We start from the raw sequence: 24,345 nt of genomic DNA on the forward strand, positions 1-24,345 counted from the left end.
AGTAGAAGGAGAATCTTCTTCTTACACGAGGAATCGCCGATCAAGAATGCAGCCCGGAATCGAGGTGTTTCGGTCGATAGGAGAGAGCAATAGGTCCCAATAGCTGGCAGTCATTCAACCAAAGCTTCAGTGGGCTTGCATTGCTGCGTCGTCGATTGCAAAGGACGGCAGTTTGCCATAGCCAGGTGCCAGGGACCGCAGCTTGTGGTCATGGTGCCGATTTCAGGGATCGACATGAGTATGCGGCATGCTTGGTTTTGACGTGCATCTGCGACAGCCGGCGTCCGATCTCGGCGGCACGGATGAAATGCTGCGCCAGGCTTCTAATGTCGCTAGCACGACAGGAGCAAGCTCGCACTGCAGCCAAATGGCGGCGCGACGGCTCGGAAGAGTTTACGGGAGACTGTTTGGACGCAGCATCCTCGGTGACCGTTTCCTTTGGCGGGAAACCGCCGGCTATGTCTCGGGGCTCTTGTACCTTCGAACCAGGCTTGGGTAAGACGGCATGGCGCATAATCCATTGGTTTCAATCGTGGTTCCTGCGCACAACGCAGAGGTGACGCTGGCGCGCGCACTCGATTGCCTTCTCGATCAGGAAATCGTGGATTGGGAGGCGATCATCGTCGACGACGCCTCCACGGACCGCACCCCCGCGATCATTGCCAGTTATGTGGAACAAGATTCCCGATTTCGGACGTTGAATTCTTGCGCCCGTGGCCCCGCCGGCGCGCGCAATAGCGGGATTTCGACGGCGCGCGGCCACTGGCTCATGTTTCTGGATGCGCACGATTGGGTAGACGCCAGCTTCCTCGCGAAAATGCTAGCCGCACTGGAGGCTGCGCCCGATTCAGTGGCCGCCTATTGCGGCTCCCAATGCGTGATGCCCGATGGCGAACTTATCTGGTTGAGCATCTCGTCAGAGGTTGCGATCCAGCCCTTTGAAACATTTGCCCGCCGGTGTGCCATCGCCACCCACGCGCTGCTGCTCGACCGGGAGACAATCGTCGAGTTGGGCGGTTTCGATGTGTCGCTGCGCACATGCGAGGACTGGGATCTGTGGCAGCGCCTCGCCCGTCTCGGCAGAAATTGGGTAATGGTCGACGAGCCGCTCGCCTTCTACCGGGCTAGCCCCAACTCGCTCACCCGCAATTCATCTCAGATGCTGGCCGACGCGGAAATCGTCATCGCCCGTGGCTTCTCTGCCGACTCCAGAGTCAAACACCCGGTGACTATCCACGCCAACGGAGCGAACTCGGCGGATGGCCGCACCGCTTCCGAAGCACTCGCGTGGTTCGCATTTTGGAACGCCGCGTCGGATTGCGGCGGCGGCTCGGGCTCGATCAACCCGCAGTCCCTGCGCGCGCTTCCGGCCGGACGCAAGTGGGCGAGTGAGATCGCCAAGGTAGCCATCAACGGCCTTGCGGTGGGAAGCCTGTCTGTGCCGGCGCAACTGGCTGCCAGGTGGGGAAGGTTCGGCCGCGCCATCACCGAGTTGATTACCGAACTCGGCAAGGTCTGGGACAATCCCGCAGCGGCTCGCCGCATCCAGTATCAGCTTGAGCAAATGCTTCTCGAGGCCGACGATCTTGGCGCGCCGCGCAGGCTGGCGCGAACACTTGGAATCCGCGTCGACGCTCGAAATCCGACCTCGACCGAACTGCCGGAAGGAATCGACCAAATCTATGCCTACCTGATGATGGATGGCCACATCGAGGCCGTCGTACAATTCGGCGTGCTCGGGACAGTGACAAGGGATCATTGGATTGAACTGATCCGGAATTTCGCACCGCAAAAGGAGGCTGGCGCCAACACTCCGAACACGCTTCCAGCCCGGGCATTGTCAGGCACAGCCGAACGCGAGCCTGATCCGGACAGCCATTTCGGCAAACTCGCGAGATTGGCTGCGCAAGCGCGGGAGTTGGTCCGGTCGAGCGCCGAACCTGCGGAGCCTTCTGCCGCGCCGCGCCGTGCACGGCCCAGGCACGACGAGAATCGCACGTTGTTCTGGAATGGCTATTTCACGACCGAGGATCCCTGGAACTACAGTTCGTCCTATGAGCAGGAAAAATATGAGCGGCAACTCGAGATTCTGCCTGCGGGTCCCATCGGACGGGCACTTGAGCTCGCCTGCGCGGAGGGCCACTTCACGCGGCAGCTGGCGCCGCGAGTGGGCCATCTGACCGCAACCGACATCTCCGCCATAGCCGTGGGACGGGCCCGCGCGCGATGCAGCGATCAGCCGAACGTCGAATTCGGCGTACTGGATTTCTCCGCAGACACGCTGCCGGGTGAAATGGATCTGATCTTCTGTTCGGAAGTGCTCTACTATCTGGATGATCTCGCCGAGTTGCGGCGCATTGCCAAAAAATTCGCAGAGGCGTTGGCGCCTGGCGGCAGTTTCATCAGCGCCCACGCATTCGTGCTGCGTGACAATGTTGAAAGGACGGGGTTCGACTGGAACACATTCGGGGCACAAGCGATCTCAGAGGCGCTCGCAGCGACCGAAGGTCTCGTCCTCGAGCAGTCGATCCAGACCAAGCTCTATCGCATAGACCGCTTCCGCCGCCTGTCACCGCACGATGTAGTGACGGAACCGAGGATTGATCATGCGCCGATCCGCGCGCCCATCGGACTCGGGGTCGCCCGAAATATCGTCTGGGGCGGGGCGCGGGCCTTGCGCCGCGACGTCGCGCGCAGCGAGCGGCGGCCACGTATCCCTGTCCTCATGTACCACAGCGTCGCCGAAGAAGGTCCGGCTGCCCTCGCCCGTTTTCGGCTAACGCCCGCCGCATTCGCCAGCCAGATGGCATGGCTGCGCGCCAATGGCTTTCACGCGACCACGTCCGAGCAACTGGAACGGTCCATCGCCAACCGTCAGCCTTTCGCTGGCCGCCCAGTGCTCATCACCTTCGATGACGGTTTCCAGAATTTTGCCGACCAAGCCTGGCCAACCTTGCGCGCGAACGACCTGACCGCGGAAGTGTTCCTGGTGACTGACCTGGTGGGTGAAAGCGCGCAGTGGGATGCCGAAAACGGTCCGCCGACGCAGCTTATGGATGCCGGGACGGTGCGGCGGCTCGCCGCCGAAGGTGCGTTCTTCGGAAGCCATCTCGCGACGCATCGCGCGATCGATGGTCTGTCGAGCTCTGACTTGGCCGCCGAACTGCTGCGCTCTCGTATGTTCATCGAACGTTGGACCGGTCGGCCAACCTCGGCGTTCGCGGCACCCTTCTCTGTCACCGACCGACGGCTCGGCAGACTGGCCAAGGAGTCCGGCTATCGGATCGGCTTCGGCAGCAGACACGGGCCGGCGGACCTTAATTGCGATCCCATCGATCTTCCACGCATCGAGATTCGCGGGGATCGCTCGCTCGACGACTTTGTCGCCACCGTCGAGGCCATGCTCGATTAAACGGTGAACTTTGTCACGGTCATCGGTCCCGCTCACGTGCGCAAGATCGACGAAACGCTCCGCACTCGCCAGACTGCTGCGATCGCCCGATGTCACCCCGAGATCGGAATGACCTGCCCCGGCGGCTGAGTAAACACTGCCAAAATACCCGGCGCATCAGCATCTTCAAGCGCGGCATGCGTGGCACCTATCAGCCTTGCGCAAAAAAGCATCTGCACCGCGACCTCTCCGAATATGACTTCCGCCATAATTCACGCGTAGCCCCTGGCATGAACGACGATGCACGGGCCGGTCGCAGCCTCGATGGTATCGTCGGCAAGCGCCTCGCCTCGGGTTACTTCACACGGAAGCGAGCGACGGCGCTTAAGCCGAACCATAATAGGGCCTTTCGTAGGGTTCGGAGCTACCACCTGTGCAGGCTAACTGTATTCGATAGCCGCTTTTCCCGTGCAGATGGATTTCAGATTACGAGCAAATAAGTAAACGTCTCCGAAGTAATTCGGATACATTTCCACAAGCTTTTCTTTCTTATCTACCTCGACCAAGACAGCCTTCACCTCACTGCCCCTTAGCTCGATTTTTTGCTCGATCTCTTTCAGTTTTCGCGCACCTAATATAAGCGCCCAGAACGGCTCGATGGACAATTTATGATCTTTTCCATATTGAAGCAAATAGTATCGAGTTTTGGCTGCTTTATGTACGAAGTTTTCTGGGCAGTGAGTAGTATTATTGATTTTTTCTAGTATGCCGATCGCATCTATACGCTTGTTGAGATCCTGCAATTCTCGAACCCGGTCATTGTGATCCGGAACACTTACATGAACGGGGCACTGCTCAACGTGCGCGAATTCCGCCGACATAAGCTGGAAAAGGCGAAGCCAATCCTGGTCGCCCTCTCCGTGCTTCAAATCCTGGCCCCGGAATAGCCCGACAGCCTCAACCGCAGTTGCCCATGAGTGCTGAAGCTTGGTACGAACTTGCAACTCGATGCGTCGTCCGTCGAAAGCCTCGGTGTCGGCATCTCTGGGTCGGTATTTGAAAACAATATGGTGACTTCGATACCCGTCCGGCTTCGGCTCATCGATATAGTTAAACTCCCTAGAGTGGATCTCATGGGGGAACTTGTCTCGCATCGATGCGAGAAGCGAGCGAACACCTTTGATATCGGCCATGATCGCTCGGCAACCGCCGATGTCGTTCATGGTGTCCAAATTGGTGGTGGACTCTCGAAGCTTCCGACGAATGGATGCCATGCGCTTCGGCCGGGATGCCATGTCGCCCTCCAGTCGCAGGGCTCTTATGTGATGACCGACAGAGAACCGAACGCTGCGCATCGGCAGAAAGTGCGAGTCGCGCCAGCTATTGGCGATTGAGAAGATTTCGAGTGCGTCCACATACTGGCCGACAGTGATGTCTCGTCCGAACTGAATAGGTTTTGCCAGCCGGTCGCCTGCCTTGCGAACGGCTTTCATGCTGTAGGCAAGGCGCGGGTACTCAGTCATTGGAGCCAAGAAATCAAGATAGCCCGCCTCATTCTGGACTGGCCGGACTATCGCAGGGGAATCAGATCCCAAGAGTCATATCCGTTTGGGTAAGCGAAGTACCATAGCGCGCGACATCGGATCTCCGCGAGCGATCGTCTCGGCCGTATCTGCCTAGATCGCGCCCCTGGACATGACGCGGACGTAGATGCCGTCACGGTCAGCCAGCTTATAGTTCTTTTCAGTGCTTTAAGGGCGACGCCGACAACATAGCAATTGCCTCCTGAAAGATACCTCAGGACAATTGAAGGCTTCATGGCAGGAAATTGCCTTTTCTCCATCGCATTGGGCATTAAAAAGCACCACCGTGAGCCTTATTGCTCTGATGGTGGTACCTAGAAATCCGGGTGGGCGATATGCGAAGGTTCATCAAAGCCAATCGACGTTTGAGTGGGCCTGAATCATTCCCACTCGATTGTTCATGTCGGCGACGATCAGCGTCGGTGGCGGCAGTTCATCGAGGATTGGTCTTCGAACGATCTCCTCCCCATCGGCGGTGGCGCGACCGATAGGCCGCATGTTGAGGACGGCCATGCCGAAGCCGGATGCGACGGCCGAGCGCACCGTTTCGTAAGAGCGCGTGCGAAAGCGCACCTCCGGCCGTTTCGCCAGCTCCTCGATCGGCTCTCGAACGCGTGAGGACGATGCTGGGAAATCTTCCTGAATGATCCGTGCGGAACATTGGAAACCTTCGGACGGGTTCGTTCTGGAGCCCAATGCCCTAGAGGCAGCAACAGAGACCGAAGCCAACCTAGCGCTCACTGCCGGACCGGGAGCCGGCAAGACGGAGATGCTCGCAACGCGCCGACTTTCTCCTGCGGACGCGAAGCTGCAGATACCCAAAGCGTATCCTTGCGATCTCCTTCAAGGTCGATGCCAGCACGAACCTCAAGGCGCGCGTAAGGCGCCGGTGCGGCCACCAGCTTGGGGAACGCTTCGACAGCTTCACATTCCATCGCTTCGTGCTCCGCATAATCCAGCAGTTCCGCCTCGCGCTCACCGGGCAGGACGTACTGGCTGCGGACTTCTCCGTCGGGCCGGCTCGCATCCAGGGCCAGTCGATTACATTCAGGGACATGATCCCTCTTGCGAAGACGATCGTCGAGGGCAGCGTGATCGCGCGGAACGCGCTGAGGAAACATACAGCCAGGTATTCTTGGACGAGTTCCAGGACTGCACCGATCTCCAGTACGGCCTCATTAAGGCCTGTTTCCTTGGAACCGGCGCGCAACTCGTAGGGGATGTCATGGAAAGACAGTCTATCGCTATCGTGCAAAGGGAATGCCTGAAATCCGCCTCCCAGGTCAGCCCGGCGATCCGGAATTCGAGGCTGCCTACGAAAAGGCGACGCAAGGCCAGGGCCTCAAGGCAGCTATTATCGACCTACCCGGTCGGGCGTTGCCAAAGACATTCGGTCATGCTGCGCGGCGGCTTGAAGCGACGATGGAATGGCTGGACTTTGACGAAGCGACGCAGCGGAAGAATGCCCGTCTTATTGAACGCTTCCTTCGGATGCAGGTCGATCCTGCCTGTCCGCTAACTTGGCGCGATACGCCCGTCGAACATCTCGACGCCGACCATCTGCGTTCGATTATAGAAAGCGTCTTTGCCGCCAACAGGACGGTTGCCAAGCACCTGCTGGTCGCAATCAAGAAGCTCTTGTGGGTGGGGATCGAAATTGAGAAATGGATCAAACCGCAGAACGAATCCTCACTGTCGATCCACGTCCGGATTCCTAATCGACCGCCAATCCCGCGTGGCGGGTCCCCATTCGGGAAAAGTTCGAGGCGCGCCATCCGATTGGCTCCCCGCCCCGCACCTGCTACGCGCTCGCGTTCTGGCTCGGCAACCGTCGAGGCGATATCGCCTCGTTGGAATGGGACGATTTGGTTTTCGAGGAGATCGAACTGTTCGACGGGTCTCTAGAGGTGATCGAGGCCTTCGATTTCCGGCAGAAGAAAAACCGCAACCATCACGGCGGGCGCGAGATGTTTATTGGCGCCGCTTGATCGTTCGAAAGGCGGCACGGTGCTGAAGAATGCCTATGGGCACCCATTCGCGGAAAAGAGTCTCACCGGCATGATGGCACATTGGCACAAGCAGGCCGGCATTCCGGAGGGCTACACTCTGCACGGGCTACGCCGTACCTTCGGCACGTATCTCGCCGAATGCAACATCCAAGCGCGCGCTATCATGGAGGCGATGGGGCATTCTTCCATGACGGTGACGGACGAATATGTCCGAGAGGCCAACAAGAAGCGAATGGCTGTCGACATAGCCCGCGCCATCAATGAGCGCGAGGCCAAACGCGATGCGATGAAGCAGCGAGCGGCCCTGCGCGTCGTCAAGTAAGTGAAATCAACCGACCATGCGCAGCGTGGCCATATCAGCGGCCCTTTTTTTGGGGCCCACAATGGGTCCAAAACGTTTTGGACCGAGGCATATTTTTATCAATGAAATCAATGGTTATGGTGGTGCAGGCAGTCATTGGCGAACCAATCTCTGTCTGATTTTCCCTATTAGAGCCCGAAAAACAGCGAATTTCTGGCGATTTTGAGCGGCCGAGCCAATTCCGGCCTGAAATCTCACAGTAGTTTCAACGCGTTGTCCAGGAATTCCCTATTCGCCCTAACAGGGAAATGAAAGTAGTCCAACAGGGAAACGCCACGTGCGTCAGGCGCGGGAAATGCGCATCGCTTGCTTGACTTTGAGCGGCCTAGCGACTGGGTTGTCTCACCCACCGAATCCGTCCCCAAGCCAAAAATGCCGCACACCTTCACCCGCCAAGAATTGTATGACCTCGTTTGGTCGACCCCTATCGTCACGCTTGCTGAGCGGTTCGACATATCGGACGAGGGCTGGCGAAGACTTGTGCTCGCTATCAGATACCCGTTCCCGGCCGCGGCTATTGATCGAATGGGCCAAACAGCGGCTGGCTCACATCGAAGCGCAGAACCAACTTGATGTGCTGACTTCGAACCTGCGCGAGCAAAATCTCTTTCCCGACCCAGACGATTTGGATAATCCTGAGGGTGATCCGCCACCGCCAAAGACCCTGTGGGGCTAGCAACGCATTGCAAACGACCTGCTCAGACGGTGGGCCAGCGCCCTGCATCCCGTCGGCCCAATTGAGTTGCAGGTTCGAGGTGAGCTGTGCCTTGCGAAACAGGTCTTTACCTTCCGGGCTGTTTGCGGACGACACGCCGATCCAGTCGATATCGCGCCGCGGCGTCATGATATCGGCGATGCGCCGATCGCCAATGTTGAAGACGCGCTCGACGAGCTCCTGCTGGGTCTGGTGAAGCAGCCCTGCCTCCTGGCTCGCCGCGACAAGCAGCTTCAGCTCTAAGCGAATGCAGGGACTCCTCGCCCGTCCCTAGCCGCAATCCTCAGAGACGCAACACCAGATTGCCAAGACCGTTCAAAGCGAGGATCGCCGGCCTGAGCAGGAACAGGAACAGGCCTAGCGGCCGCACCACCCAGAGTGCCGTGCCCTCGCTACGCTGAAGCGCCAGGCTTTTCGGCGCCAACTCGCCCAGAACGATGTGGAGAGCAGTGATGATAATAAAAGCAATTGCTACGGCGATTATATGGGATCCGGCGGTGGCAAGAGACCCCATCGCTCCGACCAGCAGTGGCTCGATCAGATGGGCGAGTGCAGGTTCGCCAACCCAGCCAAGCGCCAGCGACGAAATGGTGATACCCAGCTGGGTCGCGGCAAGATTGGCATCGAGATTCGCCAAGGCTCTTTGAAGCAGCCCGGCATTCAAGCGTCCAGCGGTAGCAAGTTCGTCGACTCGGCTCCGCCTGACCGCCATCAACGCAAATTCCGCAGCGACAAAGAAGCCATTTGCGCCAACGAGTACTAGAACCAACAGAATTCCAAGAATGTCGCGTAGACTACCATCGTCCGCCGGCATGATATCCTCTGCTGGATCTGACTGGCGGGATCTGTGAAGCGTATTTGGCGCTATTGCGCAACCGCATTGGGCTCAGAATTATCACGCGGAGCTGCTGCCCCGACGCGGGGACTCTGGCTTTGGACAGCGTTAGGAAGAAGTGATTTGCCAGACCGCTACGCCGGCTAGAACAATTCCGGCAGCGCCTTCGATCGTCCGCGAAATGGCATCGAACAGGCGTGGCCGGCTGTCGAAGAAATGCACTAGGCGCTCCCGAAACAGGATCGACAACACCGCAACGCAAGACAGCGTCAGCGCCACGCCGGCCATCATGGTGATTGCAAACAGGATACCGGCGAGCGGAACGCCTCTGGATATTGCGAAGGTCATCACGAAAAGCGTCAGCGGGCATGGGATCAAGCCGGCCATGACGCCGACGGCCTCGCCCTCATGCTTGTGGTGATGGCCGTGGCTCAATGCGCGCCAGAGCATCCAGACGCCTATGAGTCCAAGCAGCCCGCGACTGACGTCTTCTAGTAGCGGCGCGCGGCCAACACTGCCCAGGGCAATAGACACCAACGGTAGCGAGAGCGCCGCGATCAGCACGGCAATCGTCACATGCGTGAAGGAAAGTGTCAGTGATACCCGAAGACCGCGCGAAACCTTTGCGTCCGAACCGGCCAAATACGTGGCCAGTAGGGCTTTGCTGTGACCCGGCGTCAGCGCATGCGCTGCACCGAATAACACGCCCATCGGCAGAAAGGCCGTGAAGGCCAGCCAATCGCCGCCGGCCGAAAGCAGTTTGATCTGCTCGGCCAGCGCCAGGTAGATCGTGCGTTGGAAGTCGACCAGCGTCTGGAACATGGCCATCGAACCGGCTCCGGGTCAGCCGCAGGTCAATTCGAGGCGTGTCGCGAAAATCTTGCCGAGATCGGTCCCTGTTGGGTCACTGAAGAACGCGTCTGTCAGGCTTTTCTGGTTCTGTGCGATGGCCGTGTCCGGATCTGGACGGACGACCGCGCGTGAGCAGCCTACAGGCAGGCCAGCCACAGCAATCTTGTCGTCGTCGGTAAAATCGATCGCCGTGTAGAAGGTCGGGTCATATACGCCGATGCTGACTTTTCCAGCAAGAGCCAACGGGTCCTTCGGCTGCGTTTCGAACTGGACAACGAGCTGATCATTCTCAAAGCTGACGCTGAACTTCGGTGGCGGCGCCATCGTCACGTCCTTGCCGTTCAAGGTCACCATCTGAAAGTAGTTGTACCCGGCCAGCGACGCATGGACGGTGAGAGCAACCTCATCGAGTTCTTTTGTATCAAGAACAAGGTCGGAATTCTTGTCGAATTCCATCAGCACAGTGCTGGAAAAGAGGTCGTCGAAACGCCAGAGATGCCGAAGTGATTTGACCGTGCGGTATTGACCGACGGTCATGTCCAGCTTCGCTTCGGCAAAGACATGGGGATGGGCACTCGCCGCCGCGGCGGAAGCGAGCAACAGCGCGACGCCTGATACCATGCCCGTCAGTCGCATTTTCACTCGCACTTCATCGTTTCCGGTCAGGCAGCACGTCTGGCATTGCAAGCAGGCCGAAATGGGACATGCGGTTAAGGTGGGCCGCTCAAGATCAAATCACGCTCAGCGTCATGGCGGCAAGAACAAGATAACGGCCGACCTTGGCCGCAGTGACCAGCAAGAGGAAAACCCGAAAAGGCTCGCGCAGGACGCCCGCGACGACGGTCAGCGGATCACCGACAATTGGCAGCCAACTCAGCAGAAGCGACCACTTCCCGTAACGGCGATACCACACTTGTGCGCGGTTTAGTTGCGTTTGGTTCGCCGGAAACCACCGCCGGTCCCGAAAGCGCTCAATGCCTCGGCCGAGCAACCAGTTAATCACCGACCCAAGCACGTTGCCGACGCTCGCGACTCCGACTAGCAACCAGGGCGAATAATCCGCAAGCAAGAGCCCGATCAGCACCGCTTCCGATTGCATCGGCAAGATCGTCGCGGCGATGAAGGCTGCCAGGAAAAGACCAGCGTAGGCTGCGAGATCGGTCATTGAACAGCGTATCTGTCTGTCGACCTAATGATGGTGACCTTCGGGTTCGACCATCTTGAACGGTAGCACCTGTTCGCGATCCTTGGCCTTCAGGACCAGTCTTGCCTCGAATTCATGCGGCTCGGCAGGGGTGACTGTGCTCTCAAGGCGATGATGATTGTCGGCGACAGGATCGAGGTGCAACGTCTCCGGCCCCTCTGGCCGGTCGATGATCACCGTCGCCGTCAAATCGTCGGCATGCCGGTCGATCGTCAGACGCATCCGCTCGCCAGCCGGTGTATCGACGATTTCCAATGTCCCTTCAGCCAGATCACAGGCGACCTTGAAGGGCTCCGGCGCATGATGGTGAGCATGAGAGGTTTCCGCGCCAGTGACGGCCGGGCTCACCAAGCGAACGTTGGCTTCGGCCAACGCCGGCAAGTGGGCGAACAGCTCCTGTTTGAGGGCTTCAGTTACACCCAGCACGTCGTTGGCCGTCGCCATCTCCGGAACACTGATGGCCACGTCGGCATGCAGGCGGTGGCCGATCCAGCGCGCCTGCACGCTTTGGACACGCTCGATGCCGGATACATGCTTGGCGGCATGATGGATTTCATCGACGATGCCAGGCTCGACGCCGTCGAGCATGCGGGTCAACACGGCTTTCGACGACTGCCATACGATGGCGAAGATCGCCAGCGTGATCAACAGTCCGATGATCGGATCGGCAAGCGGAAAGTCTAGCCACACGCCAATAGCGCCAAGCACGACCGCCAGACTGGTAAAGCCGTCGGTGCGGGCATGGTAACCATCCGCGATCAGCGCCGCGCTGTTGATCTCGCGGCCGACACGGATACGGAACACAGCGACGGCCTCGTTGCCTAAGAAACCTATGATGCCGGCTATGGCGACCCAGCCAAGAAATGCGATCGGCTGCGGATTGATCAACCTGTCGATCGCCTCGTAGCCGGCAACGATGGCGCTGAACAGGATGATGAGGACAATCAGAATGCCGGCCAGATCCTCGACGCGGCCCAGCCCGTAGGTGAACGTCTCGCTCGGTTTGCGACGGGCCAGCATGAAGGCGACCCACAATGGGATAGCGGTGACCGCGTCGCCGACATTGTGGATCGTGTCGGCCAGCAGTGCCACGCTGCCGGAGAGGAACACGACCACGAGCTGAAGCGCCGCCGTGATGGCCAGAACGACGAATGACCATTTGATCGCCCAGATGCCGCGCGTCGTCGTGGCGATCGTCGGGTCGATGACGCCATGGGTGTGACCATGGCCGCCCTCGCCGTGATCATGTCCGTGGCCGCCCATGCCGTGCGTCATCGGGCCGAATCCGAACCAATCGCGAACTTTGTCCATCATGGCGCTTCTCACAGGTATTTGGTGATATCCTTGAACTCGTCGATCGAGCGGCGCTGCTCGAGCGCCAGCGGTCCGACGACGTCCTCAAGGCAGTGGTTGAGGTGGTCTTGGATCAGCGTCTTCTTGGCCTGGGCGATGGCCCTCTCCACGGCATGAAGTTGCTGGGCGATGTCGAGGCACGGTCGACCGGCCTCGATCATCTCGACGATCCCGCGCAGATGGCCGTCGGCGCGCTTCAGCCGCTTGATGATGGCAGGATGGGTTTCGTGGACGTGGGGACGCTCATTCATACCTTGATGCTATCCCCCCAGAGAGGATATTCCAAGCCTCAAAGTGGCCTCGATTCTGGTGCACGCAACCATTCGTTAGGATTTTAGAGAATAATCGTTAAGCATGCCGAATTGGATCCATAGCATAGCCTTTCGTCTCATCGTCGCTTTCGCGATGACTCTCGGCGTGCTGGTCTCCCCAATGGGTGGTTCGGCCTCGCATAGCCCGATGGCGCTCGCTGCCGCCGAGGCAGCGCGTCACGCAGAGCTGGCAGCACAGATCGAAAAACACGGCCACAGCCATGACGATGGCGAAGCCGATGAGCAGAGCTTTGGTCATACCCACGGCCACAATCCGGCCGACCACACCCATGAGACGGCGAGCACGCTTCCGGGCTTCGCGCAGCCAGCACCGCCGATAGGCCGGAGCTGGCTGGTTTACCCGCCTTCGTTTGCCGACCTCAAAATCCGTTTCCGGCTTGAGCGCCCTCCCAGGCAGATCGTCATCGCATGATCGCGGCCGCACGCGCGGCCATCCTCAACGACGACGATTGGAATTCTCATGCAAGGATCCTTCTACGAGGGTCCGCCACGCACGCCTTGCGCGCGCTGGCGGTTGGCCCTTCCTATGCTCATTGCTCTCCTGACCCTTCCATTGCTTGGGGCGGTTGCCCTCGCCCATGCCGTTGCCGAAGGCGACAAGGGCTATATCCAGGAGATCACGGGCATCAATCTGCTGCCCTTCATCTATCTCGGCGCCAAGCACATGGTGACGGGATACGACCACATCCTGTTCCTGTTCGGCGTGATCTTCTTCCTCTACCGGATGAAGCACATTGGCATCTATGTGAGCCTGTTCGCGCTCGGCCATTCCACGACCATGCTGCTTGGCGTCTATTTCAAGGTGGGCATCAACAGCTACATCATCGACGCGATCATCGGCCTGTCGGTCGTCTACAAGGCGCTCGACAATATGGGCGCTTTCCAGAGGTGGCTCGGTTTCCAGCCGAACACCAGGATCGCGACGCTGATCTTCGGCTTTTTCCACGGCTTCGGCCTGTCGACGAAGATCATCGAATACAACATCTCGCCCGACGGGCTAGTGCCAAATCTTCTTGCCTTCAACGTCGGCGTTGAGATTGGCCAGCTTTTGGCGCTCGCTGCCATCCTTATTGTCATGGGCTACTGGCGCCGGACCGACAGTTTCTGGCGCCACGCATACACCGCCAACACCATCATGATGACCGCCGGGTTTGTGCTGATCGGCTATCAGCTCACCGGCTGGGTCGTCTCCTGAGCCTCCAAGTAAAGATCCCAAAAAAGGAATTCTCCTATGTACAATACCGACATCCCGACCCGCGCCGAGCTGCCGACATCCATGCAACTCCTTCGCTCTACCGTCATCGCAATTCTCGCGGCAGCTGCCATCCTTGTGACCATCGTGCTGCCGGCCGAATACGCCATCGATCCCACCGGCGTTGGGCGAGCGCTCGAGCTCACCGAGATGGGCGAGATCAAGACACAACTGGCCGAAGAGGCCGAGCATGACCGCCTTCGCGAACTGCAAAACGGCACTCCGATCGCCGTGCCAGCCCGAGATCAGCAGTCGAGTCTTCTGGAGCGCGTCTTCGCTGAACTGGTGATGGGTTCCGCCTCTGCCCAGGAACTCCGGACAGACGAAATGTCGGTCACCCTGAAGCCCGGCGAAGGAGCTGAGATCAAGCTCGTCATGGCCAAGGGCGCACAGGCACAATACTCTTGGACGGCCAATGGCGCGGCGGTGAACTTCGACACCCATGGTGACGGCGGCGGCGAAAACATTTCATACGAGAAGGGCCGCGGGGCTGCAGAGGACGAGGGCGTACTTGAGGCAGCGTTTGACGGCAATCACGGTTGGTTCTGGCGTAACCGCACCGATGCCGACGTCACCGTGACGCTGAAGACGAACGGTGCCTACACCGACATCAAACGGATGATGTGAACGATACGTCAATTTTATCCGGCGCCGTTTGGCGCCGGAGTGACGCGCTGTTCATTGCCACGACCTCACTGTTTGGCGCACCACCGTCCCGTGAGCATTCGTGTCGAGGTAGGCGGCGGCGTGGTGAATTGGTGCGCCGCTAGGCTGTGTCAACGTGTCATGCCGCATTGGCTGTTGGCGAAATCAGCGCCGAACGTTTGCCGCGATGGAGATCCTTGGCAAACACGCAAGCCGAACTGTGCCCAGGAGATAGCTTCAAGGCCGGTGGCATCTGTTGTTTGCATTCTTCGACCACCAAGGGGCAGCGAGTCCGGAACCTGCAGCCGGATGGTGGATTCGTAGGGCTCGGCACCTCCCCGATCATGACCGGAACCCTGCGCTGCTTTTCGGCGATCGGATCCACCTCCGGTGTCGAGGCCAGCAACATCTGCGAATAGGGATGGCCTGGGTGATCGTAGAGTTCCTGCGATGGCCCGTGCTCCACGATCTTGCCGAGGTACATCACGTAGACGCGCGATGCAGCCTGCCTGACCAACGCAAGGTCGTGGGCAATGAACAGGCACGCCACCCCAAAATCTTTCTGCAGGTGCAGGAAAAGGTTCATCACTTGGGCTCGGATGGACAAATCCAGTGCGCTAACTGGTTCATCGCAGATCAGCACTCTTGGATTCACGGCGAGGGATCGGGCAATCGCAACGCGCTGGCGCTGCCCTCCGGACAGTTCCCGCGTGTGCCGATCCTTCAAAGCGTCCGCCAGTCCGACCTGATCCAGGAGCGCCTTGGTACGATGGTTGCGGTCGGATTGTGATTTCAACCCGCTGATCAGCAACGCTTCATCGATCGTCTCACCGACCGTCTGTCTGTCGTTCAGGGACGAATATGGATCCTGAAACACGTATTGGAGCGCCCTGCGGCTTTCGCGCAGTGCTGCACCGGAGAGTGTGGTGAGGTCCACTCCATCAAGCAGGACTCGTCCCGCGCTCGCCTTTTCGAGACCCACAATGGTGCGGCCCAGCGTCGACTTTCCGCAACCGGACTCGCCTACCAGACCGACGATCTCGCCCGGATAGAGCTCGATCGAGACGTCGTCGACGGCATGGATGAACTTGCCTCGCTGAACGCTTTTGAAGCGCGTCTGCAGGTTTTCGACTTTCAGAACAGGACCGTGCGTCATGCTGCTGCCTTCCTTTGGTTGACAACCGCGCAGGCCACGACAACAGCGCTGTCGACCGACCGCGCAAGTGGAGGGCGGCTTGCGGTGCATGCGGGAATTGCGAGCTCGCAGCGCGGGGCAAAGGCACAGCCTTTGAATGGCGCGCCCAGCGTTGGCGGTATCCCGGGAAGACCGCGAAACTCCGAACCGATCGGGTCTTCCCGCCGTGGGATCGCGTTGATCAGCCCTCTCGTGTACGGATGGCGTGGGGTAACGAGGACCTTGTCCACGGGACCTCGTTCGGCGGCCCGAGCCGCATACATGACAACGATGTTGTCGGCCGCTCCGGCGACTACCCCCATATCGTGGGTAATCAGCACCATGGCCATGTTGAGCCGCCGCTGCAGGTCCTTGAGCAGGCGCAGGATTTGAGCCTGGACCGTCACATCGAGAGCGGTCGTAGGCTCGTCCGCGATCAGAAGTTTTGGCTCGCCGGCCAGCGCAATGGCAATTACGATGCGTTGCCTGAGACCACCCGACAGTTCGTGGGGGAATTGACGAAGTCGCGCTGCTGGATCCGAGATGCCGACCAGCTTGATGAGTTCCAACGCCCGCTCCTCCGCAGCGCGTGGGGTCATCTTGAGATGGAGCTCCGCCATCTCGGCGATCTGCCTTCCAACACGGCGGACGGGGTTCAGCGCGCTCATCGGATCCTGGAAAATGAATCCGATCGACTTGCCTCGTACCTTACGGATCTCGGATTCCGGCAGGCCGATCAATTCACGCCCATCGAAGCGCACCGATCCCGACAAGTTCGTCGTCACGCCGGTCGGCATCAGACCGAGCGGCGCGAAGTTCATTACAGTCTTGCCGCTGCCGCTTTCCCCGACGATGGCAAGGCATTCTCCTTGCCGGACGGTGTAGCTGACGCCATCGACGGGGCGTACCGCGGCCTTCGCGGTCAGGAGATCGACCGTCAGATTGCTGACGTTCAAAAGGGGTTCGTCATGCATCCGAATTCTCCTTGGCCCAGCCGGCGACCTCAATTCTGCGCAAGGCAAGCGTCCGCCTCGAAAGCGGCTTGGGAATGCGATTAAGTGCTATGGATTCGCCGAGGATGTTGAAGCCGATCACCGCAGCGGTCAGGGCCAGGCCGGGCAGGATAACCTGTCGCGGATCCGACTCGAGATACGGCAAAGCATCAACAAGCATCTGTCCCCATTCCGGCGTGGGCGGCTGAATGCCCAGACCAAGGAAGCTGAGTGTTGCGACAGCCAAAGCGGCTGTCCCGGCATCCGCCGTCGCATAGACCATGACCGCGCCGATGGTGCCGGGGAGCAAATGGCCGAAGTAAATGCGCCATGGGCTGGCGCCCAGCACACGCAGGGCTTCGATATGCGGCTTGCTCATGATGCTGACCGCCACGGCCCGGCTGATACGACCGCTCATCGGCCACCATGCCAATGACAGAGCCAGTACCATGGTCCAGTAGCCCGGCCCGACGATCCCGATCACGGCAAGGGCAGTGATCAGGCTTGGGATGGACAGTCCGACGTCGACGATGCGCATCAGCAGGTCGTCTACCCAACCGCGGTGGTAGCCAGCGATGGTCCCCATGGCGACACCGACCGTCATTGCAATGATGAGGACCGAGCCAACGCTGACCAACGACGTATTCGCCGCAATGATCAGGCGGCTGAGCGTATCGCGCCCGAGATGGTCGGTGCCGAGCCAATGTGCGGCAGTTGGTCCCAGGCCGGTCTCCAGTAAGTTCTGTGCGCTGGGATCTTGTGGAGCGAGCCATGGCGCGAAGCTGCCCAGGGCGAGGAAGAGGCCGATCACGATCAAGGCCACGCGGGGCAACTTGTTCAACCGGGCGAATGCAGGCTTTAATCTATTCATGGTCAGCTCCATTGGCGCCGGACACGTGGATCGGTCATCAGAACTGCGAGATCGACGATCAGATTCACCACGATGAAGAAGGCGAGGAAGATCAACAGGCAGGCCTGCACGACCATGAAGTCCCGGAACTTCACGCCTTGGAGAAAGTAGTCGCCCACGCCCTGCCAGGCGAACAGCGGTTCAACGATGATAGCAGTTGCGGTCATCAGGCCGACCTGGGTTCCCAGTGCGTTGATGAACACAGGTATGATGTTTGGCAGCGCGTCCCGGAACAGGATGGCGGTCCGTCCCAGACCTTTGCTTTTGGCCGTCAACACGAAGGGGCTGGCCATGGCCTCTTCCAGTCCCACACGAACGACACGGCTGAGCACGGCGGCGGGCAGCACCGCGACAGTGACCCATGGCAGCACCCAACTTTCCGGACCGCCGAAGCCGAAGGATGGAAAGAGCTGAAAGGTGACAGAGAAACCATAGATCATCAGCGCCCCGACGAAGAATGTCGGTGTCGATGCGCCGAGAAGAGCCAAACCGCGCGAAACGCGGTCCGGCAGTCTGTAGGGCCAGAAGGCACCCAGGAATCCGAGAGCCAGGCCGAGCAGGGTCGCAACCACGGCGCTGCCAACGATCAGGGTACCGGTGACCAACATGCGCTTTGGCAAGTCCGCACTGACTTCCTGGCCCGTTCTGTAGGAGATGCCAAAATCTCCTCGGACTGCATCGCCGAGCCAACCCGCGTAGCGCATCAGCAGGGGCTTATGCAGTCCGATCTCTTCGGCAACCTTTTCGACGTAACCCGGGGTTGCAACTGCTCCTCTGAGTTCAGCGATGAGAACAGCGACATTTCCCGGAGCCGAAACAACCAGGGTAAAGCAAACCAGAGACGCCATGAACAGCAGTACGAGGGAGTGCCTCAGCCTCTTGCTGATGAAGTGGATCAACGCGCCCTCCCTCTACTCGGCCAGCACGATATTTTCGTATGGCATATCGTATTCGGTGACCGGGCTGGTGAAGCCCTGGACCCGCTTGGAGTGCGCCCAGATGCTGGGAACGTAAACCAACGGCGCTATCGCGTCGTTGTCACGCAGCCAGTCGTAAACCTTTTGGATCGATGGCGCGATCTGATCCCCGGTTGCCGCTGTCGCAGCGTTGATCAGCGGGTCCAGGTTGGCCGGATCGGTGAACAGCTTGCCCTCGACATCGTTTTTGAAGGTCGAGAGGCACAAGGCCACCACCGTGCCGAACGGATCGTAAGGAGCCCCGTAGGTCAGGAAGAAGCCGAGATCGTATTTCCGTTCGAGCATGTCGGTGTGCTTAGAAGCGTGGTCGACAGAGCGGACGATCAAATTGATGCCGATTTCCTTCATCTCGGATTGTATGACTTCGGCCACGACGCGAGAGCCGGGAACGGCGTCGGGACTGACGACAATCTCAAGCGTCAGTGGCGTGCCGTCCTTGGAACGCACGGGACCACCCGTCCAACCCGCCTTCTCCAGGAGCGCTGATGCGGCCGCAACGTCGCGAACTGGGGCATCATGCTGGGTGCCAGCAAATGGCAATGCATCGGAGAACAGGTTGCCCGCCGGTCGGGCAAAGCCTTGGTAGAGCGCCTGGGAAATCGCCGCGCGATCGATCCCTATGCTGACGGCCTTGCGCACTTGCGGATCCTTGAGCGCTTCGGTGCGATCGGGATTGAAAGCCATCACCAGTGTGACGTTGCCGGGATCGATGACCACGTTGAGCCCTGCGGCCTCGAGCTGCTTTGCCTCAACGGGGGTAAGCGGCGCGATCCAAAACCCGCCGACGAGATCGATCTCGCCAGCGCGCAGGGCGGCAACCCGCGCGCGCGGATCAGGGATGACCTTGGCTTCGAGACGCTGATAAGTCGGCTTGTCGCCCCAGTAGCCGTCGTAGCGCTCGAAAACACTTTGTGTATCGTCAGCGCTAAGTTGACGCCAAGGACCGGTGCCGACGGGTTCGACAAATTTGCCATTCGCATCGACCGATTTGGGGCTAAGGAACCTCGGCGGCCGTGTGTAGGAAAGCTCCTGCATGAGCGCCAGCGGCGGTTCTTTGAAATGAACGGCTATCTGGTGCTCATCGATCACTTCCAACGATTGAAAATACTTGGAGCAGTTCATCCAGCTGAACTGATCGAGTCCTAGCCAACGCTCCAGATTCCACTTGCAGCTAGCTGCATCGAACACTGCGCCGTCCTGGAACGTTACCCCCTGGCGCAACGTAAGATGCAACGTCTTGCCCCCCTCTTCGATCTTCCAGTCGGTCGCAAGGCAAGGCTCGATCTGGCCGCCCTTGCCGTACCGCACCAGCGGCTCGAACATCAGGTCCTGAATGGCCCAGATCGCGTAGTGGCTCTGCGGATCAAGATTGCCCGCGGGTTTGGCGATCGCCACTCGCAATGTGCCCGCCGCCCCCTCGGCAAAGGCAAATTTGGTGAAGGTAGCATCGGTTATTGCGAGTCCTAACGCCCCTGATCCGATCTGCAGAAATGTACGCCTGTTGAATGACATGATTGCTCCTCTCGTTGCTTATTGTTCCCTGGGGCCTAGGTTGCCTCGAAAGGCACTGGGGCCTTTTTTGTATAGACATATCACATTATTGTATACAATTTAATTTAGACATCGTATCCCTTCTAATAAGTTTTTGTGCTCATTTGCGCAGGTGAGGTCTGCACCGCAACCCCGCCTCGCGCGACGACCTTGCCGCGCTTGACGACCAACGCGCGCGGCCGGTGGGACACGACGGCATCGGCGAGTGTCTCGCCTTCCACCAAAACCATGTCCCCCCAGCAGCCGGGCATCAGGCCGTACCTTTCCAGCGCAAGAACTCCGGCACCGCCGCGCGTGCAGACGTCGAGGGCCCATTCGAGTTCATCGTCGCGGCGAAAATTGTTGCGCAAGCCGACAAACATCGCGCGTTCCAGCATGTCACCACTGCCGTAAGGTCCCCAGATGTCACGGATGCCGTCATTTCCGGCGCCGACGACCACTCCAGCAGATCGCAATTTGGCGACCGGAGGCGACGGCTGCGATGCCGGCCCGGTGGTAAGAATATGGATCGAAAGCTCCGCCAACTCGTCGATTAGTCGGCCGACATAATCGGCATCGTGCATGCCGAGACAGAAGGCATGGCTGACTGCCACCCTTCCCTGCATGCCGAGTGCACGGGTGCGTTCGATGATGAGTTCGAGCGAAAAGGCGCCAAGCTCTCCCGCTTCGTGCAAATGTATATCTATGGGCCGGCCAAAGCGTTGAGCGAGGTCGAAAATTGCATCGAGGTGCCCTTTGGGATCGCGATCAACCCCAGCAGGGTCCAGCCCGCCGACCACCTCGGCGCCCATTTCCAACGCCCGTCGCATAAGTTCGACAGTGCCAGGCCGGATCATCATACCGCCTTGAGGAAAGGCGACGATCTCAATATCGACGAGGTCTCGTAGCTCGTCACGAGTGCGCATGACGCCCTCTACACCGGCAAGGCCGTGCACGGTGTCGATATCGACGTGGCTACGGATATGGGTGGTGCCTTGCGCCACTGAGGCAAGCGCCTGTCGACGCGACTGGCGGACCGGATCGATACCCAAGCGGATCTTGGCTTCACGCTCGGTCTCGATCTTGTCTATCAAGCGAGGGCCGACTTCATTGCGATACCACGCCATTCCGATCATCGATTTGTCGAGGTGGGTGTGCGCTTCGACCAAGCCCGGAACGACGATGCGACCTCCGCCGTCCTCCACCAGCCCGCCCAAAGGTGAAAGCTCCGGCTCGACGCGGGTAATGCGGCCATTCTCAATAAGAATATCCACATTGGAGCCAGCCATCGGGCGCACATTTCTAATCAACAAATTGGTTGTCATGCGGTGCGCTCCTCCCAGAGGCAGCCTATCGTCTGCGGCACGGCGACGGCCGCCTGCAGGTCGTGTACGTAACTACCGCATAATTGTATACCTATTTCAAGATAAATCGTATCCCATATTGACAAAAATATATCTTGATCGATAAGTTGCGGGAGCTTAGGGGGATGCGATGACCAAATCGAGTCGAGCCGAAAACGTCTACTTGTCGCTGCGTCGCGCCATCATTGAGCAGGCGCTTCGCCCCGGTATGAAATTGCCCGAAGACGCCATCGGCGAGCAGTTCGGCGTTAGCCGGACCAGCGTACGAAACGCGCTTGTCCGACTGAGTGCCGAAGGCCTGGTGGAGGTGAGGAATAATCGCGGAGCCTGCGTCGCCGAACCGACGCTCGAGGAAGCGTTAGATATATTTTCCCTACGACGCTGCCTGGAGCGCGAGGTAGTGGACCGGCTTTCGCGAAAGATCACACCCGCTCAATTTGCGGCACTTGAGGGCCACGTCAAACTTGAAAGGGACGCAGTAAACACGAGCGGACCATTATCGATACGGCTGGCGGGCGAATTCCACATTCTGCTGGCCGAACTCACGGGATCGAAGCCGCTGACCCGTTATGTCAGCGAGATTGTATCGCGCTGTTCGCTGATCCTAGCCTTGTACAGCCGTCCGCACTCCGATCAGTGCGGCGTCGACGAACACGTCGAAATCATTCAGGCGCTGCGCCAACACAATCCCGAGCGCGCCATGCATGCGATGGAACACCATCTCGAGGCACTCGAGGCTCGGGCGCAAATCAGCGATCAAACTGAGCCCGACGTTCGCTCCATCCTGAGTACATACGCTCAGGCAGGGTGACCAACTCTCAAGCAGCTTGGCAAAATTCAGGAGGATATAATGCTCAACCCCCAGCCCGAGCCGGTGGGGCAGCGGAGCCGCGTGAGCATCGACTTCGCCCGCATCTCGGCACGCGAACGCTACAAGCTGCTGATCGGGGCAGTGGTGCCTCGGCCAATCGCTCTGGTGACCACACGACACCCCGACGGGACTGTCAATGCTGCGCCCTACAGCTTCTTCAATTGCCTCTCGGCCGATCCTCCAATCCTAGCCCTGGGTGTGGAGAACCATAATGACATGTCCTTCAAAGATACGACGCTCAACATCCGACTGACTGAGGAATTCACAGTCAACATCGTGGACCATGCGCTGGTTGACGCCATGAACGTCTGTGCCGTCCCATTTCCTTCCCACATTGACGAACTGGCCGAGGCCGGACTGACGCCTGTGCCCGGTGAGACGGTCCAATGCCCCTACATTTTCGAAGCGCCTATAGCCTTCGAATGCCGCCGACATTTGACGCTTGGCCTGGGTAAGTCGCGCGAGATTGTTCTTGGTCAAGTTATGCGGATGCACATTCGTGAGGATCTTGTTGACCAGGAGCGTTTCTATATCGATCAACTCGCGCTAGACGCCGTCGGCAGAATGGGTGGACACGGTTATTCGACCACCCGCCACCAGTTTGACCTGCCAACGATGTCGCATGAGCAATGGTTGGCAATGAGGCCTATGCCACCCAACACCGATGGATAGCGCCCTGATCGCGCAACGCGCTCGTCGCTTCAATCATCCTTCCTGATCGTGCAGAGACGCTGCCTGCGGCCAAGGACCCTGCCGATGCCGGGCTGGGAGAATATTCACTGCAGCTGGGCTACAGCGCACTGGAAGCTGTTATAACCCTTTGCGGCAAAGGGTTTCAAGATCCGCCTTTGTCATTTCCTCGATGCCGAGCGCAGGAAGAATATCATTATCTCCCTTGAGATCCCGGCCATAAGCCGCCGACAAGATGGAAATTCCGGATTCATGGAGTGTCGCCGGATTTCCGCTGATCTTCCCCAGAACGGCAGTCGGTAGCAGGCCGAACGGAACATCCTCGAGAATATAGCGGCTCTGGATGGTTGTCGGGCCAAACCCGCCGCGGCCTAGACGATCCATCTCCTGGTTCATGTCCGAAACAGTGCTCATGGGCACATGAAACGACAATGAAAAATGTTCCTGGACCGTACGAACCGCGATACCGAAATGGGCAGCGATGGCCAACCGTTCGGCATCCAGAGCCTCGATCAAGCGACCAACGGCAGGAGTGACATTTCCCCCTTGGCTCCACTGCTCGGCCTTTTCCATGCGTGTGAGATTGAGAAGGGCAATTCCCAGATGGTTCTGCGGATTGAGGTTGCTGAGCGCAATCGCCAGCAGACCATCCCGCTTGACGAAACGATTGCCGAACAAGGCCGTGCAAAGCTCGTACCCTTGGTCGAGCGCATCGAAAGGCAGCGTCGCAACATCAAGCTTCTGGCGAATGGAAGTGACATTGACTTCGGTTGATCCGAGCTGGCGGCCAGTCAGTAGCGTTGTGCCCCAAACGACGATCGGCAACCTGACCTTGCGCTCGGCCAACCGCTTCCAGAGATACAGAGCCCCGAACGAACTATGCGAACTGATGATGACCGGAATTCCATCTGCCAGATGAGGGACGGCGGCGTCCATCACCATCTTGTGGCCGTAAGCCGGAAGCGCGATCACCACCACGTCCGCGTGCTCGATAGCATCTCTGCAATCCTTGGCAATGCGCACCGGCACCGTCGCCTCGATATCCCCCGTCGCCTTCAACAATTCGCCAGTAGCCAACGTTCTGGTGCGGTGTCCCGACGGTGACCAAAGTGTTGGCGAGTGTCCCGATTGTGCCAAATAGGCCGCAAGGCCATAGGCAATTGCTCCGGCGCCCAGAATACTCACGCGCATAACATTCCTCCTGTTGCAGGCTTTATGGTTCGAGAATCCTTGTAGTCCCGGCCTACAAGTTTTTTCATCACGAGGTTTCGAATTGGAGTCACCTCGGTTGCCCCCAGCCGTTTC

General features: G+C 59.1%; 23 protein-coding genes and 2 pseudogenes. 10 read left to right on the forward strand and 15 right to left on the reverse strand.

The window, feature by feature from the left end; all coding sequences use genetic code 11:
- The first annotated feature begins 505 nt into the window (after window positions 1-505).
- Both NKI21_RS23695 and NKI21_RS23700 read left to right on the forward strand, forming a co-directional pair.
- Entirely contained in the window at window positions 506-3,412 is a 2,907-nt protein-coding gene (locus NKI21_RS23695; RefSeq protein ID WP_352867565.1) for a trifunctional glycosyltransferase/class I SAM-dependent methyltransferase/polysaccharide deacetylase, read from the forward strand.
- Window positions 3,413-3,570: 158 nt separating this feature from the next.
- A pseudogene (locus NKI21_RS23700) lies at window positions 3,571-3,738 on the forward strand (IS1595 family transposase); the annotation flags it as partial.
- A 93-nt stretch (window positions 3,739-3,831) separates the two neighbouring features.
- On the opposite strand, the gene NKI21_RS23705 reads toward NKI21_RS23700, so the two are convergent.
- The gene (locus tag NKI21_RS23705; protein ID WP_245273101.1) at window positions 3,832-4,986 is read right to left on the reverse strand and encodes a RelA/SpoT domain-containing protein; all 1,155 of its coding nucleotides are present in this window, start codon (window positions 4,984-4,986) and stop codon (window positions 3,832-3,834) included.
- Between the two features lie 336 nt (window positions 4,987-5,322).
- Window positions 5,323-5,703, reverse strand: coding sequence for a type 2 periplasmic-binding domain-containing protein (locus NKI21_RS23710; protein ID WP_206638033.1), 381 nt, complete (start codon window positions 5,701-5,703; stop codon window positions 5,323-5,325).
- 107 nt (window positions 5,704-5,810) lie between these two features.
- On the opposite strand from NKI21_RS23710, the gene NKI21_RS23715 reads away from it, so the two are divergent.
- The 3 genes from NKI21_RS23715 (at window position 5,811) to NKI21_RS23725 (ending at window position 7,305) form a co-directional block, all read left to right on the forward strand.
- A complete protein-coding gene (locus NKI21_RS23715) occupies window positions 5,811-6,191 on the forward strand; it encodes a DEAD/DEAH box helicase family protein (RefSeq protein ID WP_352722856.1) in 381 nt (126 codons plus the stop codon).
- Between the two features lie 43 nt (window positions 6,192-6,234).
- Window positions 6,235-6,879 carry a hypothetical protein gene (locus NKI21_RS23720; RefSeq protein WP_245273103.1) on the forward strand — a complete coding sequence of 215 codons (645 nt, stop codon included), beginning with the start codon at window positions 6,235-6,237 and terminating at the stop codon, window positions 6,877-6,879.
- Window positions 6,880-6,981: 102 nt separating this feature from the next.
- Window positions 6,982-7,305 (forward strand): tyrosine-type recombinase/integrase, encoded by a 324-nt coding sequence (locus NKI21_RS23725; protein WP_245273105.1) that lies wholly within the window; start codon window positions 6,982-6,984, stop codon window positions 7,303-7,305.
- An 832-nt stretch (window positions 7,306-8,137) separates the two neighbouring features.
- On the opposite strand, the pseudogene NKI21_RS23735 reads toward NKI21_RS23725, so the two are convergent.
- From NKI21_RS23735 to NKI21_RS23760, 6 genes and pseudogenes are all read right to left on the reverse strand, one after another.
- Window positions 8,138-8,873 (reverse strand): annotated as a pseudogene (locus tag NKI21_RS23735) (CNNM domain-containing protein); the annotation flags it as partial.
- A 129-nt stretch (window positions 8,874-9,002) separates the two neighbouring features.
- Window positions 9,003-9,716, reverse strand: coding sequence for a HoxN/HupN/NixA family nickel/cobalt transporter (locus tag NKI21_RS23740; RefSeq protein ID WP_023809575.1), 714 nt, complete (start codon window positions 9,714-9,716; stop codon window positions 9,003-9,005).
- A gap of 21 nt (window positions 9,717-9,737) precedes the next feature.
- Entirely contained in the window at window positions 9,738-10,382 is a 645-nt protein-coding gene (locus NKI21_RS23745; RefSeq protein ID WP_502896768.1) for a DUF1007 family protein, read from the reverse strand.
- Window positions 10,383-10,476: 94 nt separating this feature from the next.
- The gene (locus tag NKI21_RS23750; protein WP_127292005.1) at window positions 10,477-10,911 is read right to left on the reverse strand and encodes a YqaA family protein; all 435 of its coding nucleotides are present in this window, start codon (window positions 10,909-10,911) and stop codon (window positions 10,477-10,479) included.
- Window positions 10,912-10,935: 24 nt separating this feature from the next.
- Window positions 10,936-12,264 (reverse strand): cation diffusion facilitator family transporter, encoded by a 1,329-nt coding sequence (locus NKI21_RS23755; RefSeq protein ID WP_127292003.1) that lies wholly within the window; start codon window positions 12,262-12,264, stop codon window positions 10,936-10,938.
- An 8-nt stretch (window positions 12,265-12,272) separates the two neighbouring features.
- Window positions 12,273-12,554, reverse strand: coding sequence for a metal-sensing transcriptional repressor (locus tag NKI21_RS23760; protein ID WP_127292000.1), 282 nt, complete (start codon window positions 12,552-12,554; stop codon window positions 12,273-12,275).
- A gap of 208 nt (window positions 12,555-12,762) precedes the next feature.
- Between NKI21_RS23760 and NKI21_RS23765 the strand changes: the two genes are divergently transcribed.
- The 3 genes from NKI21_RS23765 to NKI21_RS23775 are packed head-to-tail and all read left to right on the forward strand — an operon-like array spanning window position 12,763 to window position 14,514.
- Window positions 12,763-13,047 carry a hypothetical protein gene (locus tag NKI21_RS23765; RefSeq protein WP_127291998.1) on the forward strand — a complete coding sequence of 95 codons (285 nt, stop codon included), beginning with the start codon at window positions 12,763-12,765 and terminating at the stop codon, window positions 13,045-13,047.
- A 48-nt stretch (window positions 13,048-13,095) separates the two neighbouring features.
- A complete protein-coding gene (locus NKI21_RS23770) occupies window positions 13,096-13,830 on the forward strand; it encodes a HupE/UreJ family protein (protein ID WP_127291996.1) in 735 nt (244 codons plus the stop codon).
- A gap of 36 nt (window positions 13,831-13,866) precedes the next feature.
- Window positions 13,867-14,514 carry a transmembrane anchor protein gene (locus NKI21_RS23775; protein WP_352442498.1) on the forward strand — a complete coding sequence of 216 codons (648 nt, stop codon included), beginning with the start codon at window positions 13,867-13,869 and terminating at the stop codon, window positions 14,512-14,514.
- Window positions 14,515-14,671: 157 nt separating this feature from the next.
- On the opposite strand, the gene NKI21_RS23780 is transcribed toward NKI21_RS23775, so the two are convergent.
- The 6 genes from NKI21_RS23780 to NKI21_RS23805 form a co-directional block, all read right to left on the reverse strand.
- Window positions 14,672-15,688 (reverse strand): ABC transporter ATP-binding protein, encoded by a 1,017-nt coding sequence (locus tag NKI21_RS23780; protein ID WP_127291993.1) that lies wholly within the window; start codon window positions 15,686-15,688, stop codon window positions 14,672-14,674.
- A complete protein-coding gene (locus NKI21_RS23785) occupies window positions 15,685-16,680 on the reverse strand; it encodes an ABC transporter ATP-binding protein (RefSeq protein ID WP_127291991.1) in 996 nt (331 codons plus the stop codon). Before NKI21_RS23785 ends, NKI21_RS23780 begins: the two co-directional genes overlap by 4 nt.
- On the reverse strand, window positions 16,673-17,581 hold the full coding sequence (locus tag NKI21_RS23790) for an ABC transporter permease subunit (RefSeq protein WP_031212634.1): 909 nt from the start codon (window positions 17,579-17,581) through the stop codon (window positions 16,673-16,675). Before NKI21_RS23790 ends, NKI21_RS23785 begins: the two co-directional genes overlap by 8 nt.
- On the reverse strand, window positions 17,572-18,507 hold the full coding sequence (locus tag NKI21_RS23795) for an ABC transporter permease (RefSeq protein WP_023809586.1): 936 nt from the start codon (window positions 18,505-18,507) through the stop codon (window positions 17,572-17,574). Before NKI21_RS23795 ends, NKI21_RS23790 begins: the two co-directional genes overlap by 10 nt.
- Before the next feature lie 12 nt (window positions 18,508-18,519).
- Entirely contained in the window at window positions 18,520-20,097 is a 1,578-nt protein-coding gene (locus NKI21_RS23800) for a nickel ABC transporter substrate-binding protein (protein ID WP_127291988.1), read from the reverse strand.
- Between the two features lie 122 nt (window positions 20,098-20,219).
- Entirely contained in the window at window positions 20,220-21,440 is a 1,221-nt protein-coding gene (locus tag NKI21_RS23805) for an amidohydrolase family protein (protein WP_352442496.1), read from the reverse strand.
- 169 nt (window positions 21,441-21,609) lie between these two features.
- On the opposite strand from NKI21_RS23805, the gene NKI21_RS23810 reads away from it, so the two are divergent.
- Window positions 21,610-22,290: a GntR family transcriptional regulator gene (locus NKI21_RS23810; protein WP_352442495.1), complete on the forward strand. Its 681-nt coding sequence runs from the start codon at window positions 21,610-21,612 to the stop codon at window positions 22,288-22,290.
- A 39-nt stretch (window positions 22,291-22,329) separates the two neighbouring features.
- Window positions 22,330-23,022, forward strand: coding sequence for a flavin reductase family protein (locus tag NKI21_RS23815; protein ID WP_127291983.1), 693 nt, complete (start codon window positions 22,330-22,332; stop codon window positions 23,020-23,022).
- A gap of 138 nt (window positions 23,023-23,160) precedes the next feature.
- Here the strand turns inward: NKI21_RS23815 and NKI21_RS23820 are convergent, their stop codons facing one another.
- Window positions 23,161-24,231, reverse strand: a complete 1,071-nt coding sequence (locus NKI21_RS23820) for an NAD/NADP octopine/nopaline dehydrogenase family protein (RefSeq protein WP_127291980.1) — start codon at window positions 24,229-24,231, stop codon at window positions 23,161-23,163.
- Window positions 24,232-24,345 lie beyond the last annotated feature (114 nt).

This window comes from Mesorhizobium sp. M0715 (assembly GCF_040320355.1).
Classification (GTDB): Bacteria; Pseudomonadota; Alphaproteobacteria; order Rhizobiales; family Rhizobiaceae; genus Mesorhizobium.